At 42.8% G+C, this 17,246-nt stretch carries 14 protein-coding genes; all 14 read left to right on the top strand.

What is annotated here, in order from left to right:
- The first annotated feature begins 122 nt into the window (after nt 1-122).
- The 14 genes from AAAT93_RS03345 (at nt 123) to AAAT93_RS03410 (ending at nt 17,246) form a co-directional block, all read left to right on the top strand.
- On the top strand, nt 123-1,454 hold the full coding sequence (locus tag AAAT93_RS03345; RefSeq protein WP_021984041.1) for an ABC transporter substrate-binding protein: 1,332 nt from the start codon (nt 123-125) through the stop codon (nt 1,452-1,454).
- Nucleotides 1,455-1,552: 98 nt separating this feature from the next.
- Nucleotides 1,553-2,395, top strand: coding sequence for a carbohydrate ABC transporter permease (locus AAAT93_RS03350; protein WP_021984042.1), 843 nt, complete (start codon nt 1,553-1,555; stop codon nt 2,393-2,395).
- Nucleotides 2,395-3,228 carry a carbohydrate ABC transporter permease gene (locus tag AAAT93_RS03355; protein WP_021984043.1) on the top strand — a complete coding sequence of 278 codons (834 nt, stop codon included), beginning with the start codon at nt 2,395-2,397 and terminating at the stop codon, nt 3,226-3,228. Before AAAT93_RS03350 ends, AAAT93_RS03355 begins: the two co-directional genes overlap by 1 nt.
- 31 nt (nt 3,229-3,259) lie before the next feature.
- Nucleotides 3,260-4,264 carry a LacI family DNA-binding transcriptional regulator gene (locus AAAT93_RS03360; protein ID WP_227572947.1) on the top strand — a complete coding sequence of 335 codons (1,005 nt, stop codon included), beginning with the start codon at nt 3,260-3,262 and terminating at the stop codon, nt 4,262-4,264.
- Between the two features lie 32 nt (nt 4,265-4,296).
- Nucleotides 4,297-5,793: a 4-alpha-glucanotransferase gene (gene malQ / locus AAAT93_RS03365; RefSeq protein ID WP_227572948.1), complete on the top strand. Its 1,497-nt coding sequence runs from the start codon at nt 4,297-4,299 to the stop codon at nt 5,791-5,793.
- Between the two features lie 189 nt (nt 5,794-5,982).
- Nucleotides 5,983-7,023, top strand: a complete 1,041-nt coding sequence (locus tag AAAT93_RS03370) for an alpha/beta hydrolase (protein ID WP_227572949.1) — start codon at nt 5,983-5,985, stop codon at nt 7,021-7,023.
- A gap of 153 nt (nt 7,024-7,176) precedes the next feature.
- Nucleotides 7,177-8,133 (top strand): L-lactate dehydrogenase, encoded by a 957-nt coding sequence (locus AAAT93_RS03375; RefSeq protein ID WP_177981153.1) that lies wholly within the window; start codon nt 7,177-7,179, stop codon nt 8,131-8,133.
- A 14-nt stretch (nt 8,134-8,147) separates the two neighbouring features.
- On the top strand, nt 8,148-8,915 hold the full coding sequence (locus AAAT93_RS03380; protein ID WP_227572950.1) for a hypothetical protein: 768 nt from the start codon (nt 8,148-8,150) through the stop codon (nt 8,913-8,915).
- Between the two features lie 157 nt (nt 8,916-9,072).
- The gene (locus AAAT93_RS03385; RefSeq protein WP_227572951.1) at nt 9,073-9,456 is read left to right on the top strand and encodes a hypothetical protein; all 384 of its coding nucleotides are present in this window, start codon (nt 9,073-9,075) and stop codon (nt 9,454-9,456) included.
- 359 nt (nt 9,457-9,815) lie between these two features.
- Nucleotides 9,816-11,372, top strand: a complete 1,557-nt coding sequence (locus AAAT93_RS03390; RefSeq protein ID WP_227572952.1) for an ABC-F family ATP-binding cassette domain-containing protein — start codon at nt 9,816-9,818, stop codon at nt 11,370-11,372.
- A gap of 75 nt (nt 11,373-11,447) precedes the next feature.
- Nucleotides 11,448-12,401 carry a hypothetical protein gene (locus tag AAAT93_RS03395; protein ID WP_195541626.1) on the top strand — a complete coding sequence of 318 codons (954 nt, stop codon included), beginning with the start codon at nt 11,448-11,450 and terminating at the stop codon, nt 12,399-12,401.
- A gap of 307 nt (nt 12,402-12,708) precedes the next feature.
- Entirely contained in the window at nt 12,709-13,974 is a 1,266-nt protein-coding gene (locus AAAT93_RS03400; protein ID WP_196020352.1) for a substrate-binding domain-containing protein, read from the top strand.
- A gap of 92 nt (nt 13,975-14,066) precedes the next feature.
- On the top strand, nt 14,067-15,575 hold the full coding sequence (locus AAAT93_RS03405; RefSeq protein ID WP_021985019.1) for a sugar ABC transporter ATP-binding protein: 1,509 nt from the start codon (nt 14,067-14,069) through the stop codon (nt 15,573-15,575).
- Nucleotides 15,576-15,593: 18 nt separating this feature from the next.
- The gene (locus AAAT93_RS03410; RefSeq protein WP_227572953.1) at nt 15,594-17,246 is read left to right on the top strand and encodes a galactose/methyl galactoside ABC transporter permease MglC; all 1,653 of its coding nucleotides are present in this window, start codon (nt 15,594-15,596) and stop codon (nt 17,244-17,246) included.

Below are 17,246 nucleotides of genomic sequence, written 5' to 3' on the forward strand. Positions count from 1 at the left end.
TAAATGTTGTATCATTGACTCATGAAATGGAAACGTTACCAAAAACGATACAACAAACGTTTCCAAGGAACGTATACGTAACTATAAACAAAGCAAATGAAAAGATTAGAGGAGGAAAAAGCATGAAGAAGAAATTAGCAGTTTTAGGATTAGCTGCAACAATGATGATGTCACTGTTTGCAGGTTGTGGAGGAAAGGGAACTTCAGGAGGGAAGGATGCATCGGCTGATAAGGGTTCGGTATATTACTTGAATTTTAAGCCGGAAGCAGATGCCCAGTGGCAGGAGCTTGCCAAGATCTACGAAGAGGAGACAGGCGTAAAGGTAACCGTTGTTACAGCCGCATCCGGTCAGTATGAGACAACTCTTAAGAGTGAGATGGGTAAATCAGAATGCCCTACATTGTTCCAGGTAAATGGTCCGGTCGGTCTGGCATCATGGAAGGATTATTGTGCAGATTTGTCTGACACAGAAGTTTACAAGCAGCTTACTTCAGAGGATTTCGCTTTGAAGGATGGCGATAAGGTAGCAGGTATCGGATATGTTATTGAGTCCTATGGTATCATCTGCAATAAGAAGCTTCTTGCGGAGGCAGGTTACTCCATGGATGACATCAAGAACTTTGCAGACCTGAAGAAGGTAGCAGAAGATATTACAGCAAGACGTGATGAGCTTGGATTTGATGCATTTACATCCGCAGGTATGGATGGTTCTTCAGACTGGAGATTTAAGACTCACCTTGCAAACCTTCCTGTATACTATGAGTATCAGGCAGACGGAATCAACAACACAAAGGCAATCAAGGGCACATACCTGGATAACTACCGTCAGATCTGGGATCTGTACATTAATAACTCAACAACAGATCCTAAGCAGCTCAGTGTTAAGACCGGTGATGATGCAGTCGCTGAGTTCGTAGCAGAAAAAGCAGTATTTTACCAGAATGGTACATGGGCATACTCAGATATAAGCTCAGTCGGTGATGAGAATCTCGGAATGCTTCCGATTTATATCGGTGTAGACGGAGAAGAGAATCAGGGACTTTGTACAGGTACAGAGAACTACTGGTGTGTAAATGCTAAGGCTTCCGAAGCAGACATCAAGGCAACAGAAGATTTCATGGCATGGCTTTCTACAGACGATACAGCACTTAAGGCAATCTGCGGTTCACAGGGTGCAATGCCATCCGGAGCAGACGGAATGGGATTTGTTACTCCATTCAAGAAGAACCTTGAGTCAGATAACCTTCTTGTGAATATCGCAAGCCAGTATGTGGCAGATGGCAAGACACCTGTAAGCTGGAACTTCACAACAATGCCTTCTGAGACATGGAAGAACGAAGTAGGATCAGCTCTTACTGTATATGCTTCCGATCAGACAGATGCGAATTGGGATCTTGTAAAGAAAGCATTCGTTGAAGGCTGGGCTACAGAGAGTCAGGCAGCAGGAAACTAGGATCAGGAAGCCTGATAAAACAACCTGTAATTAAAAAGGGAGGAGACAGTTCCTCCCTTTTTTAGAAGGTAATTGTTCAAGGGCGTAGGAGGTATAAGATGGAAAAGGCGGTAAAAAAATATTGGCCAATATTTTTGTTACCGACTATGGCTGCATTTTTGATAGGATTTATTATTCCTTTTATTGAAGGTATTTACTTGTCTTTCTGTAACTTTACAACAATCAAGGATGCAAAATTTGTCGGAATACAAAACTATATAGAAGCATTTAAAGATTCAAATTTCCTTGGATCATTTAAATTCACTACGTTATTTGCAATCGTTTCACTTGTGTTGATCAATGTACTTGCATTTTTAGTCGCACTGGCGTTGACACAGAATATCAAAGGAAAGAATATTTTCCGTACAGTGTTTTTTATGCCAAACCTGATCGGAGGTATTGTATTAGGTTATGTATGGCAGCTGATTTTTGATGGTATTTTCGTGAAGTTTGATACAGCCCTGAAGTTGAATGAAACATTAGGTTTCTGGGGACTGGTTATTCTTGTAGGATGGCAGCAGATTGGTTACATGATGATCGTATACATCGCGGGACTTCAGGCGATCCCCGGAGATATTCAGGAAGCGGCTATGATCGACGGAGCTACCAGAATGCAGAGATTGTTTAAAATTACAATTCCGAACATGATGCCATCGATTACAATTTGTACATTCCTGACGATTACGAATTCGTTCAAGTTATTCGATCAGAACCTTGCTCTTACAGGTGGTGAGCCACTTCATAAGACAGAAATGCTTGCCCTGAATATTTATAGCACATTCTATGGCAGAGTAGGAGCTGAAGGGGTTGGACAGGCGAAGGCAGTTGTGTTCTTCATAATTGTAGTAGCGATTGGATTGTTACAGTTAAAGTTGACAAGGGATAAGGAGGTGCAGCAGTAATGAAAAAGAAAGTGATGGGAATACTTGCAACATTATTTTTTACACTCGTTTCAATTGTATTTGTTGCTCCAATCTTTATCGTATTGATTAACTCGATGAAGTCGAAGACGTTCATCAACCTTGAGACATTTAAGCTGCCTACAGAGGAAAGCTATGTTGGACTTGAAAACTATAAGACAGCAATTACGCAATATGATTTCCTGAAAGCTGTAGGCTGGACATTATTTATTACAGTATTTTCAGTTGCGGTTATTCTGATTTGCTGTTCCATGACAGCCTGGTTTATAACCCGGGTTAAGAATGTTTTTACAAAAATGATTTACCTCTTATGTGTGTTTTCTATGGTTATACCATTCCAGATGGTCATGTTTACACTTTCCGGAACGGCAGACTCCCTCCATCTGAATACACCTTGGGGAATCGTGATTGTATATCTCGGTTTTGGTGCCGGACTTGCGGTATTCATGTTCACCGGATTTGTAAAATCAATTCCGGTAGAAGTGGAAGAAGCTGCAATGATTGATGGCTGCTCACCACTCCGGACATTCTTCTGTGTAGTAGTTCCTATGATGAAGCCTACATTCATTTCTGTAGGTATTCTTGAAGCAATGTGGATCTGGAATGACTTCCTTCTTCCATACCTTGTACTTGATATTAAGGAATTCAAGACAATTTCCATTGTCATCCAGTACATGAAGGGAAGCTACGGCCGTGTTGATATGGGCGCGATTATGGCATGCCTGATCATGGCAATCATTCCGGTTGTTGTATTCTACTTATGCGCTCAGAAATATATTGTCAAAGGGGTTGCGGCTGGCGCTGTTAAGGGTTAATATATAATCACATTTTTACAGGAGCGATTATATGACAATCAAAGATATAGCAAAATTATCTGGATACGGTATTGGTACCGTATCCAGAGTAATAAACAAACAACCGGGTGTAAGTGAGAAAGCGCGCGAAAAGATATTGAAAATTATCGAAGAGAGCAATTTTGAACCAAACGGAAATGCCAGAAAGCTGAAACGATGTGGCGGAAATACAGTTACAATTATCATGAAAGGCCGACACAATAGTTTCTTCATGGAGATTCTTGACCGGATTACACTTCTGCTGTCAGAACTGGAAGAGGTTGTATCCTGTCAGATTATCGATGAAGATGGGGACGAGGTTGCAGAGGCATTAAAATTCGTTCGTGACAAAACCTCGAAAGCGATTATTTTTCTCGGCGCGAATTTAGCTCTTTTTGATGAACGTATGAATGAACTTGACATACCCTGTGTTGTTGCAACTACGAGTGCAAAGGAGTTAGCGTTTGACAATGTATCTTCTGTATGTGTCGATGATGAGACTGCAACCATGGAGCTCGTGCAGTATTTAACAGGCTACGGACACAAAGATATTGTCGTAATGGGTGGCGAGATTTCAGATAAACAGATCAGTTTCTCGCGTTATCTTGGGTGTAAAAAAGGCTTTGAAAAAAGTGGTCTGGAATTTGATCCGGATAAGAATTATATGGCTTGCCGGTATTCGTATGAGGCAGGTTATGAAACAACAAAAAGACTACTTGAAAAAAACATACATGTGACAGCGATTGTCGGGCTGTCAGATACGATTGCGGTTGGCGCAATTCGTGCAATAGAAGATGCCGGGAAAAAAGTACCGGATGATATATCGGTGGTAGGCTTCGATGGTACAGTCATATCGAGATTTTACACACCGAGAATTACATCAATGGGTCAGGACATAAACAGTATTGCGAAGCGGAGTGTGGAGCTTTTGATGAAGCACATACATTATACACTGGGGTGTGAACATGATTATGCCCCACACAATCTGATCGAGGGCGAAAGCGTACGCAGAGTATAATTGTTTTGCCTTGACGTATATGGAGGACATATATGGATAAAACAGCAGGAATATTGTTCGCGATTTCCAGTCTGCCATCAAAGTATGGAATTGGCTGCTTTTCCAAAGAAGCATATAAATTTGTGGATTGGTTAGTGGAAGCTGGTCAGACGTTCTGGCAGATTTTACCTTTGGGACCTACCGGATATGGAGATTCTCCATACCAGTCGTTTTCCACATTTGCCGGGAATCCGTACTTCATAGATCTGGAAACTCTAATTAGCGAAGGTTTATTGACAAGAGAAGAATGTGATAGTGTTGACTTTGGAACAGACGAACAGTCTGTTGATTATGAAAAACAATATAATGGACGGTATGTATTGCTCCGCAAGGCTTGTGAGAGAAGCGGGCATAAGAACAGTACAGAGTATAAGGCGTTCTTAGATAAGAATGAAGCGTGGGTGTATGACTATTGCTTATATATGGCAGTGAAAAATCATTTTGGTGGAATGAACTGGACTGAGTGGCCGGAGGCAATTCATAGTCGTACAGAAGAAGGTTTACGTGAATATAAAGAGAAGCTGGCAGATGAAATTGATTTTCAGTTATTTATGCAGTTCCAGTTTTTCAACCAGTGGTATAAGCTCAGAGCTTACGCCAACAAAAAAGGAATTAAAATTATCGGAGATATTCCGATTTATGTATCATTAGATAGTGCAGATGCATGGTCGCATCCGGAATTGTTCCAGTTAGATGAACAATGCACACCGAAGGCTGTTGCGGGATGTCCGCCGGACGGATTTTCGGCGGATGGGCAGATGTGGGGAAATCCTCTTTATGATTGGGATTACCACAAAAAGACAGCGTATGCATGGTGGATCGAACGGCTTTCATTCTGCTTCGAGTTATATGATGTTGTACGTATTGATCATTTCCGTGGCTTCGATGAATATTATTCCATCCCATATGGAGATAAGACCGCGGTAAATGGCAGTTGGAAGAAAGGTCCGGGCATGGATTTGTTCCGTACAATCGAAAAGAAGATTGGCAGGAAATCCGTGATTGCGGAGGACCTTGGTTATATAACGGATACCGTTCGTAAGCTTGTTGCAGATAGCGGGTTCATGGGGACGAAAGTGTTGGAATTCGCATTTGACACAAGAGATACGGGTTCGGCGAGGGAGTATTTACCTCATAATTATATTGAGAATTGTGTAGCTTATACAGGCACGCATGACAATGAGACACTGGTCGGCTGGTGGCAGGAGGTCGATGACGAAGGCAGGAAAAAAGCAAGAGATTATCTGTGTGATTACTATACACCGGCAGATAAAATGTATATTCCGCTCATTGGCGTAATCATGCGAAGCAATGCGAAAATCTGTATTGTTCCGATTCAGGATTACCTTGGCTTAGACAACAGGTCGAGAATGAATACGCCTTCTTCGGTTGGCAGCAATTGGAGATGGCGGGTAGACAGCAAAGAGTTAAATAAGACTTTAGCCAAGGAGATAAAAGCGATTGCGGTTCGTTATGAACGCTGTAACTAATTTATAACTGACGATTTTATGAAGGCGCCCCGGGTTTTTATGTTACCAGGGGCGTTTTTCATAGATACGCCGGATAAGCAGAAAAGCCTGCAGGATTATCTTAATATGGCGGATCAGTCTATGTATGAGAATAAGAGAAAAAAGAGGACAACATAAGACAGAGGGACGATTATGAGGAGGAGATCGGTTATGATAAATGTTACAGAGATTATGAAGCGTGGAGCGGAGAACAGAAAACTTCCGCCATGGGTGAATATGCGCCATGCGTGGATGGCGAATGACGGATTGCGCGACAAAGATCTGGAATATCCGGAAAATGTTGTACAGATCAAAAATTTAGATTATAAGAAGAAATTGGATGCAGAGCGGTTTGCTGCGATTTTGGATAGCTGGAAGATGGATAAGCAAAGGGAGCTGTTGTATGCATCATCCGGGGATGCATCGGACATTGATTCAGACAGCTATGTATCGAACAGTCTGTTTGATCTTTGTGTGCCGGCATCCTATATGGGAGACTCGGATAAAGCATATCCGGTGATCGTCAGTGTGCATGGTGGTGGCTGGTTTTATGGAGATAAAGAACTGTATAGCCATTATTGCTGTCATCTGGCACAGAGCGGATTTGTAGTTGTGAATTTTAATTATCGTTTGTCACCGCAGAATAAATATCCGTCTGCTATAGAGGATGTGGCATATCTCGTAAAATATATTGATGATCATGCGCGGGTGTTTGGCCTGGATATGAATCGGTTTTTCATGTTGGGAGATTCGGCGGGAGCACAGCTTACTGCGCAGTATTGTATTGCTGCGTCAAATCAGGAATATCGGAAGAAACTGGATTATTTTACCTATGATAAACGACCAGCCAGAATCTGCTTGAATTGTGGTGCATACGATATGGGAAAGCGGGATGACACGATTTTAGGCTGGTATCTTAGAAAAGAAAATTCACTTGTTGTGTCCAAAGAACAGTACCAGTTGTTTATGGAGCAGTTAACTTATATGAATGTAGATTTCCCGGAAACATATCTGATGTACAGTGAGAATGATGATCTGCGGTTTCACACGATAGAACTGGATAAGAAGATGAATGATATAGGCGTGGCGCATGTAACGCGGGCATTTGGTGCGGGGCATCCGGAAAGTGGTCATGTATTTCATCTGAATCTTCGAAATTCAGATGGTGTACAGTGCAATGAGGAAGAGTGTTCTTTTTTCAAAAACAAATAAAACTACAAGTTAAATGATTAGTAGAAAAATACGCAGGTACAAAGTGCTTGCGTGTTTTTTTATAAATACAAATTGACAAATTATAGAATTATTATTATACTAAAATAGTAATAATTACTATTATTCGAAAATTAAACCAAGGGGGAACCAATTATGGAAAATAATAAAGTAAATGCAAAAAAAGCGGTTATGATCGGCTGTGGATTTGTGGGATCGGCATCCGTCTTTGCTTTGATGCAGAGTGGATTATTCACAGAGATTGCATTGATTGATGCGGACAGGAACAAAGCGGAGGGAGAGGCAATGGATATCAGCCATGGAATCCCATTTGCTTCACCGATGCGGATTTATGCAGGAGATTATGACGATGTAGCGGATGCGGGAATCGTGATTATCTCCGCGGGGGCCGGACAGAAACCGGGGGAGACAAGACTGGATCTGGTGAACAAGAATGTGGCAATTTTTAAGTCTATTATCCCGGAGATTGCAAAGCGGAAGTTCGATGGAATCCTGCTTGTGGTAGCGAATCCGGTCGATATTCTGACACAGGTGGCAATCAAATTGTCCGGACTTCCGGAACAGCGGGTGATTGGTTCCGGTACAGTGTTAGACAGTGCCAGACTGAAATACAAGCTGGGTGAACATCTGTCTGTGGATAGCCGGAGCGTGCATGCGTTTATCGTGGGCGAACATGGCGACAGCGAAGTCGTTGCATGGTCATCTGCAAATGTTTCCGGTGTGGAATTAAGTGAGATGTGCGAGATGCGTGGACATTACCAGCATAAGGAAAATACGCGGGAGATTGCAGATGCAGTCAAGAACAGTGCATATGAGATTATTAATCGGAAGCATGCGACGTATTATGGAATCGCGATGTCTGTAAGGAGAATCTGTGAGGTGATCATGCGGGATGAGAAATCGATCCTGCCGGTTTCACACATGATACATGGTGCGTATGGCATCGAGGATGTGGTTCTGAGTATGCCGGCGATTGTCGGTGCAGATGGTGTGGAGACAGATATTCCGATCAAGTTAAGCGGCGAAGAGGCTCTGAAATTAAAGGAATCGGCAGATGCATTGAAAGAGATTCTTGCATCGCTGGAGTTATAGAAGGAGGAATCGTCATGGATTTACGGGTTGGAGTGTCCGCGGTTGTTATGAACTGGCTGATTATGTTATATTTCATTATTTTATTTGCGGAACGTGTACAGAGCATCGTGCGTTCCATAAGGGATAAAGATGTGAAACTGTTCGGAAGCGGCTTCAATAGTTATGTGTATCTGGCTGTGTTCTTATCGCTCGCTGCATTTCTTGTTTTATTGGCAGTGGGGAATGCAGCGTTCCTGCAATCATTATTTACGATGGATATGAACGTGTATCGTTCCATTGATTACCGGATGCTTTCCATAACCGCAGGAGTCATTCTTGTGTCTGGCATGGTACATACGGAATATACGATTCCGGGAATCCAGTTTGCATCTTACGGAATGCTGATTGCGGCTTTGATTATCAAGACGGCATGCGTAAACGCACAGGCGAAAGACAGTGTATTGTTATGGATGTCACTGATCTATCTGATATTATTCTCCATGGCAATTCCGGTCATGTATCATTCGGAAATTGAGAAAGCCACACTCTTTCATGTGATAGAAGCGGTTGTTTCACTTGCGCTTGTTGCAGCGTTCGCAGTCTTGATGTACAAAGTGCTGATAGGAAATGCAGTCGATCTGTTCTATGTAATTCCGGTTGCCATCGCTGTAATCGGAGATACAATCATCGTAGCGATGCGTTGGAAAGAAAAGGTGAATGGCTTTGTTCTGATATTCCTGATCGCAGCGTCGGTCATGTGGATTGCCGGAAGGATTGCGGCCGCGGTGCGCCTGCATGGATAGGATATAAAAGTTGTTGATAAAGATAGAATGAAACTGTTGTCAATGTTAAGTTATGCAAGCATTGGCAGCAGTTTTTTGTGTGTACAGCTTTGTCGAAGTATGATAGAATCAAACATAAGTATGTAATCATTTTCTAAGAGAAAACAGGGAGGAACGAATGAAAGAATTATTACAGTTTTTATTGGGAATCGCACTTACAATTATCGGAGTGATTATCTTCTTGCAGAACGTCGTTGTGAGCAGCTTCACGCTATTTTTCCGGATGGGACGCGTGAATGTCGGAGGTATTCTGATTGTGCTCATCGTTGTGGCATTTATCGCATTTATTGTGAAGCCGAACATGCTGACCGGACTTTCACTGATCGGATTGTGCATTGCATTTTTCGTATGTCTTGTTATTTCACTGAACGTATCGATGCGGTATATGACCGGTCTGGAGCTGGCACTGATCCTCGGCACAATCGGCGTCGGTGTCGGATTCATCATCAAGGGCTTGCTTGGCGTAAACAAGGCAGACAAGCAAAACAAGAAAAATAAATAATTTGGCTGGACTTTTACATCTGGCAACAAGGTAAAAAGAATGGTTCAATAAAAAAATAGAGGAGAAACTTGCAAAACGTATTGTGAATTGTATATATATGGAAGTGCCACATTCTGATAATATAAATATGTTTGAAACGTAGAAGTACTTGATGTTCTGTAAGTAAAATAGCAATGTTTGAACACGATGTTCAAACAAACCGCCACTGAGCCATGGATGGCGAATTGGCGGTGGTTGCGTTCGGTATCAGAAGGTAAATCAGAACATCTAGAACTTCTTGGTTTCAATACATCTTATATTATCAGAATGTGGCACGGACATATACACAATTCACAATATGTTTCGCAGAACAAAGACAGATGATTTTAAATGTTGAGAATTTAATGCACGGTTTTGGTGACCGTGCAATCTTTAATAATGTATCGTTCCGCTTGCTTGCGGGCGAGCATATCGGCCTGGTCGGCGCGAATGGCGAAGGTAAAAGTACGTTCATGAATATCGTGACGGGGACGCTCACACCGGACGAAGGAAAAGTAGAATGGAACAAGCATGTGCGGGTTGGATACTTAGACCAGCATGCCGTGCTGGAGAAGGGCATGACGATCGAGGATGTCCTGAAGTCTGCATTTTCATATCTGTTTGATATGGAGCAGAACATCAACGAGATCTATGAGAGCATGGCGGATGCGACGGACGATGAAATCGCAGAGATGATGGAAGAGGTTGGTACGCTGCAGGATATGCTGACGAACCACGATTTTTATATGATCGATGCGAAGGTTGAACAGGTAGCGCGGGCACTCGGACTTCTGGAGCTTGGGCTTGACCATGATGTGACGGACTTAAGTGGTGGACAGCGTACGAAGGTGCTGCTTGCGAAACTGCTTTTGGAGAAGCCGGAGATATTGCTTTTAGATGAGCCGACGAACTATCTCGATGCGGAGCATATCGAATGGCTGAAGCGGTATCTGCAGGAATATGAGAATGCATTTATCCTGATCAGTCATGATATTCCGTTCTTGAATGATGTCGTGAATATCATCTATCATATGGAAAATCAGGAGCTGAACCGCTACGTCGGAAACTATGATAAGTTCTTAGAAGTTTATGAGGCGAAGAAGGCACAGCAGGAGGCTGCCTACCGGAAACAGCAGCAGGAGATCAATGAGCTGAAGGATTTCGTGGCAAGAAACAAAGCACGCGTTGCCACAAGAAATATGGCGATGTCAAGACAGAAGAAGCTTGATAAGATGGATGTGATCGAGCTTGCCAAGGAGAAACCAAAGCCGGAGTTTTATTTCAAGGAAGCCCGGACACCGGGCAAGATGCTCTTTGAGACGGAAGATCTTATCATCGGATATGATAAGAATGCACCGCTTTCCAAGCCAATCAATCTGCGGATGGAGCGCGGCGAGAAGATTGCGATTATCGGAACAAATGGAATCGGTAAAAGTACATTGCTAAAAAGTCTGCTTGGTATCGTTCCGGCATTATCCGGTAAGGTGGAACTGGGCGACTATCTGTATAAGGGATATTTCGAACAGGAGATGGCAGGCACGGACAACACCTGTCTGGAGGAGATCTGGCAGGAATTTCCGGGATATTCTCAGTATGAGGTGCGATCCGCATTGGCAAAATGTGGCCTTACAACGAAGCACATCGAGAGCAAGGTGCGCGTCTTGAGTGGTGGAGAACAGGCGAAGGTGCGCCTGTGTAAGCTTATCAACCGGGAGACAAACCTTCTAATCTTAGATGAGCCGACAAACCATCTGGACGTGGAAGCGAAGGACGAGTTAAAGCGTGCTTTGAAAGAGTATCACGGTTCGGTGCTGCTGGTGTGTCATGAGCCGGAATTTTATTCGGATATTGTGACGAAGGTATGGAATCTGGAAGAGTTCAGCCGTCTGGCTGTATAGAAAATAAAACTTGCTATCCCTGTGAAAAGGAAATATGATGAAACGTAAGTGTCAAGCAGAGGAGGAATTTGCCGGATGGCATCGAATAGAAGAATCTTAACGAAATTAGCTGGGGAGCTGCAGGCAACACGGACAGGAATGGGAAGTCAGCTGCATGGCGTGTACCGGGGATATACATATGTCGTGAAACCGGGTACCGGTTCCGGCAAAAAAATGATGATGGTTGCATTTTCGGTTTCCAACGATCAGACACCAGCATCTGTCGATGTGTGGGGAACGATGCGCGCGGTACTTCCGAGCGGCGGCAGGATCATACCGAAAGGATTTAGTATTGCGGTATATGTTCCGGTTCGTGGTGGCACAAAAAAGAACGTGCAATTGATCAAGAATCTGATAGAAGGTATGATCACGCAATTTGAACGATATCAATATTATAATTGTGATGCCAGGGGCGTGCAGGGACCAACGAATGTCTATCAGGTGGAGGATGGCTATTCCTTTTTAAATGAGGAATCTGCGAAGATGACGGAATATGCGTTGAAACTGAACCAGGAAGAGGATTATGTTGTGCGTGAAAATTATGCACTCGGTCTGCTCGGAGCGATTGGTGGTGGCGTTCTGGGTGCGCTGTTGATTTTCCTGATCGCACGCATTGGATTCGTGTCAAGCTATGCCGGGCTTGCGATGGGAGTCGCGGTGATCTATGGATATAAGTGGAAAGGCGAAAAGCTGTCGATCATAAGTTTTCTGTTGTGTGTTGCGGTATCAGCTGCATGGCTATATCTGGCATTCCGGGTAGACATGGCAATGGTGATACAGGCATCTGAACTTTCAGACCATTACTATAGAGCTTCTTCGTTCCAAAGCTGTTTTGTACATGCGAAGGAGCTTATGAAGTGGTCTGGCAATCTGGATACCTATTATGAAAGTCTTATCAAAATGATGGCGTTTGGTATAGTCGGCGTTCTGGCATTTGGCTTTACAGAAATACAGGGGCAGCGGAAAAAATATAAGATGAAAAAAATGTAGAATACGATAAAAGAAAGAAGTGATTCAAAAAGAGTTGGCAAATATGCTTCAAAATCATGAGAAAAACGGAATTTTTTGTGCAATTTCAAGGTAATTACGGACAGATTCGTCAAAATTCATATAAAAATTTCATATAATCAAAAAAAATTGCTAATATATCCAAAAATATTCTATTCTTTCCGGACCTCATTCCAAATATAATGAATTTAGTCAATGAGACAGGGAATGATTCAAAAAAAATGTACAAAATGAACAAAAAGTACGAAGGAACATTTCAACAAGTATTTCATTCATAGGAGGAAAGAGTATGAAGAAGAAAAAAATCTTAGCTGTAATCGCAGCAGCAACAATGGCACTGTCAATGGTAGGATGTGGATCGTCAGGTGGAGGTTCTGCATCAAGTAGCGGAGTTGCAAATAAGGATAAGCCGCTTGTATGGTACAACCGTCAGCCTTCCAACTCATCAACCGGAGAGCTTGACAAAACAGCCCTTAACTTTAACAAAGATACTTACTATGTAGGTTTCGATGCGAATCAGGGTGCTGAGCTTCAGGGTGAGATGGTACTTGACTACATCAAGAAGAATGCAGCAACGATCGACCGTAACGGTGATGGCGTAATCGGATATGTACTTGCTATCGGCGATATCGGACATAACGATTCCATCGCACGTACAAGAGGTGTCCGTTCCGCACTTGGAACAGGCGTTGATGCAAATGGCGCAGTTGATTCAGCACCAGCCGGTACAAACGTAGATGGATCTGCAAAAGTTGTACAGGATGCAACACTGGAAGTAGATGGAAAGAAATACACAATCCGTGAGCTTGCTTCACAGGAGATGAAGAACTCTGCAGGTGCTACATGGGATGCAGCAACCGCAGGTAACGCAATCGGTACATGGACAGCTTCTTTCGGTGATCAGATCGATGTAGTTGTTTCTAACAACGATGGTATGGGAATGTCAATGTTCAACGCTTGGGCAAAGGACAACAAGGTTCCTACATTTGGATACGATGCAAACAGCGATGCAGTAGCAGCTATCGCAGAAGGCTACGGCGGAACAATTTCACAGCATGCAGACGTTCAGGCTTACCTTACACTCCGTGTTCTTCGTAACGCACTTGACGGCGTAGATGTAGACACAGGTATCGGTACAGCAGATGAAGCTGGCAACAAGCTTGATGAGGGTGTTGATTACAGATACTCAGCAGAAGAGAGATCTTACTACGCATTGAACATTGCAGTAACAGCTGATAACTATCAGGATTTCACAGACTCAACAAAGGTTTATGACAAGGTTTCTAAGCAGCTCGACTCAAGCAAGAGCCCAGAGAAGAAGGTATGGCTTGATATCTACAACGCTTCAGATAACTTCTTAAGCTCAACATACCAGCCACTTCTTCAGAATTACGATGATCTTCTGAACCTGAAGGTTGATTACATCGGTGGTGATGGTCAGACAGAGTCTAACATCACAAACCGTCTTGGTAACCCTGGTGAGTACGATGCATTTGCAATCAACATGGTTAAGACAGACAACGCAGCATCTTACACATCAATTCTTAACAAGTAAGAGAACTGATTGAACGAACGGTAAATGATTTAACCAAAGAAGGGTGTCACCTAAAATTGATACCCTTCTTTTTAAGAAAGGGAAGTAGAGATATGGCAGATGATAAGAATAAATACATCTTATCGATTCATGGCATGAGTAAATCATTCGGAAGAAACAAGGTTCTTAACCACATTGATTTGAATGTGAAGCCAGGATCCATCATGGGACTTATGGGTGAGAATGGTGCCGGAAAATCGACAATGATGAAATGTCTCTTCGGAACCTATCAGAAGGACGAAGGAACAATCGTATTAGATGGCAAGGAAGTTAATTTCTCTGGACCAAAGGATGCACTCGAAAACGGAGTTGCAATGGTACATCAGGAATTAAATCAGTGTCTGGAAAGAAATGTAATTGATAATTTGTTCCTCGGTCGATACCCAAAGAATTCGCTTGGTGTGGTCGATGAGGGCAGAATGAAAAAAGAAGCATCTGATCTGTTCAGAAAGCTTGGAATCACAGTGAACCTTACGCAGCCGATGAAGAAGATGTCTGTATCAAAGCGTCAGATGTGTGAGATTGCGAAGGCAATTTCGTACAATTCAAAAGTAATTGTACTTGATGAGCCGACTTCATCCCTGACAGCACCGGAAGTAGCAAAGCTCTTCAAGATGATGCGTCAGCTTAAAGAACAGGGAATCTCCCTGATTTATATCTCCCATAAGATGGACGAGATCTTCGAGATCTGCGACCAGATTTCCGTATTGCGGGATGGCAGTCTCGTAATGACGAAGGACAGCAAAGATACAAACATGAACGAACTCATATCAGCCATGGTAGGCCGTTCTCTGGATAACAGATTCCCGCCGGTTGATAATACACCGGGAGAGACAATTCTCTCCGTGCAGAACCTTTCAACAAAATATGCACCGAAGCTCCAGAATATCTCCTTCGATGTGAAAAAAGGCGAGATATTTGGTTTGTATGGATTGGTCGGTGCAGGTCGTACAGAGCTTCTTGAGACGATATTTGGTATGCGTACAAGAGCAGCCGGAAACGTTATCTATGATGGTAAGATGATGAATTTTGCATCTCCGAAGGATGCGATGAATCATGGATTTGCCCTCATTACAGAGGAACGTAAGGCAAATGGTCTGTTCTTAAAAGCAGATATAACATTTAACACAACCATTGCAAATATGAATCATTATAAGAGTGGACTTGCACTCTCACATGATGACATGGTGCGGGCAACCGCAGAGGAAATCAAGGTCATGCATACGAAATGTATGGGACCGGATGATATGATTGCAAATCTGTCTGGTGGTAATCAGCAGAAGGTAATCTTCGGTAAATGGTTGGAGCGGTCTCCGAACATCTTTATGATGGACGATCCGACAAGAGGTATTGATGTTGGAGCAAAATATGAGATTTACGAGTTGATCATTAACATGGCAAAGCAGGGTAAGACAATTATTGTTGTTTCTTCTGAGATGCCGGAGATTCTCGGAATCACAAACCGTATTGGCGTTATGTCGAACGGACATTTGGCAGGTATTGTCAATACGAAGGAGACAAATCAGGAAGAATTATTAAAGCTTAGTGCGAAATATTTGTAATAGAGAGGAGTTTTGGCGATGGCAGATAAAAGTATGATCCTTTCGGCAGAAGCAGAAGCAGCGCTTTTGAAGCCGATTGATGAATATGTAGGAAAAATACAGAAGCAGATCGATGCACTTCGTGTAGATGGATCTGACAAGGTTCGAAGCTTAAAGAACCATATCGCAATTGCGAAGGAAGACAAGAATTTAACAAAGGAAGAGAGAGCAAAGATTATTGCGAAGGATAAGGCGGACTTAGAGAAAGCAAAATCTGTAGAATCTGCAAATAAGGACAAGGTTTCAAAGCTTGTTTCCGATGCAGAAGGTTATCTCTCCAAGCATTACAAGAGTGACTACTATGAGAAGGTAGTTGCAAGCTGTGAGGCAGAGAAAGCAGCAGAGAATGCCTCTTATGACAAGATTGTGGCAACCATTAAGACAGAGCACGAGCAGACTTTGGCAAAGCTTTCTGATTCCGAGGAAATCAAGGATGAGAAGTATGTATATCGTAACCGCCTGTTTGATGCACAGATGACACATGAGTCTAAATTGCAGGAAATCAAGGATAGAAAGCACGATGCATTTGCACATAAGTTCCATTTGATCGATCTGCTTCGTATGTCGAAATATACATTTGGACAGAAGCAGTCACAGAAGGTAGAAAACTACAAGTACACATTCAATACAACACAGTTCCTGTATAAGAATGGTCTGTACATTGTAATTTTACTCATCTTTATTGCATTGTGTATCATCACACCGATTGTAAAGCATACACAGCTTTTGACACTGACAAACATCCTGAATATTTTGCAGCAGGCTTCCCCTCGTATGTTCTTAGCCCTTGGTGTTGCCGGTCTGATTCTGTTAACAGGTACCGACCTTTCCATCGGACGTATGGTAGGTATGGGTATGGTTACCGCAACCATTATTATGCATAGTGGCGTAAATACCGGTGGTGTATTCGGACATATCTTTGATTTTACAGGTATTCCGGTAGCGGGCAGAGCCATTATTGCACTTGTTGCATGTATTATACTTACAACCGTGTTTGCAAGTATTGCCGGTTTCTTCATGGCGAAGTATAAGATGCATCCATTCATTTCAACAATGGCGAACATGCTGATCATCTTCGGACTTGTTACATACGCAACAAAGGGTGTATCTTTCGGTGCAATTGAGTCAAGTATTCCGAACATGTTTATTCCAAATCTTGGTGGATTCCCAACCATCATTATCTGGGCAGTTGTAGCAATCGTTGTTGTATGGTTCATCTGGAACAAGACAACATTTGGTAAGAACCTTTACGCAGTTGGTGGTAATCCGGAAGCAGCTTCTGTATCTGGTATTTCCGTATTCAAGGTAACAATGGGAGCATTCATCTTAGCAGGTATCCTTTATGGATTCGGTTCATGGCTTGAGTGTAACCGTATGGTTGGATCCGGTAGTGCCGCATATGGACAAGGCTGGGATATGGATGCAATTGCAGCCTGCGTAGTAGGTGGTGTATCCTTCACAGGAGGTATCGGTAAGATCTCCGGTGTTGTAACTGGTGTACTGATCTTCACATCCCTTACATACTCTCTGACAATCCTCGGTATTGATACAAACCTTCAGTTTATCTTCGAAGGTATTATCATCCTTGCAGCTGTAACACTTGACTGTCTGAAGTATGTTCAGAAGAAGTAA

Source organism: Coprococcus hominis (ex Arizal et al. 2022) (assembly GCF_040094675.1).
Lineage (GTDB): Bacteria > Bacillota > Clostridia > Lachnospirales > Lachnospiraceae > Coprococcus_C > Coprococcus_C hominis.

What these genes read in the sequence shown, in the direction of transcription:
- AAAT93_RS03350 (WP_021984042.1), top strand. Translation starts at nt 1,553, where the DNA reads ATGGAAAAGGCGGTAAAAAAATATTGGCCAATATTTTTGTTACCGACT.
- malQ (WP_227572948.1), top strand. Translation starts at nt 4,297, where the DNA reads ATGGATAAAACAGCAGGAATATTGTTCGCGATTTCCAGTCTGCCATCA.
- AAAT93_RS03410 (WP_227572953.1), top strand. Translation starts at nt 15,594, where the DNA reads ATGGCAGATAAAAGTATGATCCTTTCGGCAGAAGCAGAAGCAGCGCTT.
- AAAT93_RS03385 (WP_227572951.1), top strand. Translation starts at nt 9,073, where the DNA reads ATGAAAGAATTATTACAGTTTTTATTGGGAATCGCACTTACAATTATC.
- AAAT93_RS03400 (WP_196020352.1), top strand. Translation starts at nt 12,709, where the DNA reads ATGAAGAAGAAAAAAATCTTAGCTGTAATCGCAGCAGCAACAATGGCA.
- AAAT93_RS03390 (WP_227572952.1), top strand. Translation starts at nt 9,816, where the DNA reads ATGATTTTAAATGTTGAGAATTTAATGCACGGTTTTGGTGACCGTGCA.
- AAAT93_RS03345 (WP_021984041.1), top strand. Translation starts at nt 123, where the DNA reads ATGAAGAAGAAATTAGCAGTTTTAGGATTAGCTGCAACAATGATGATG.
- AAAT93_RS03380 (WP_227572950.1), top strand. Translation starts at nt 8,148, where the DNA reads ATGGATTTACGGGTTGGAGTGTCCGCGGTTGTTATGAACTGGCTGATT.
- AAAT93_RS03360 (WP_227572947.1), top strand. Translation starts at nt 3,260, where the DNA reads ATGACAATCAAAGATATAGCAAAATTATCTGGATACGGTATTGGTACC.
- AAAT93_RS03370 (WP_227572949.1), top strand. Translation starts at nt 5,983, where the DNA reads ATGATAAATGTTACAGAGATTATGAAGCGTGGAGCGGAGAACAGAAAA.
- AAAT93_RS03355 (WP_021984043.1), top strand. Translation starts at nt 2,395, where the DNA reads ATGAAAAAGAAAGTGATGGGAATACTTGCAACATTATTTTTTACACTC.
- AAAT93_RS03405 (WP_021985019.1), top strand. Translation starts at nt 14,067, where the DNA reads ATGGCAGATGATAAGAATAAATACATCTTATCGATTCATGGCATGAGT.
- AAAT93_RS03395 (WP_195541626.1), top strand. Translation starts at nt 11,448, where the DNA reads ATGGCATCGAATAGAAGAATCTTAACGAAATTAGCTGGGGAGCTGCAG.
- AAAT93_RS03375 (WP_177981153.1), top strand. Translation starts at nt 7,177, where the DNA reads ATGGAAAATAATAAAGTAAATGCAAAAAAAGCGGTTATGATCGGCTGT.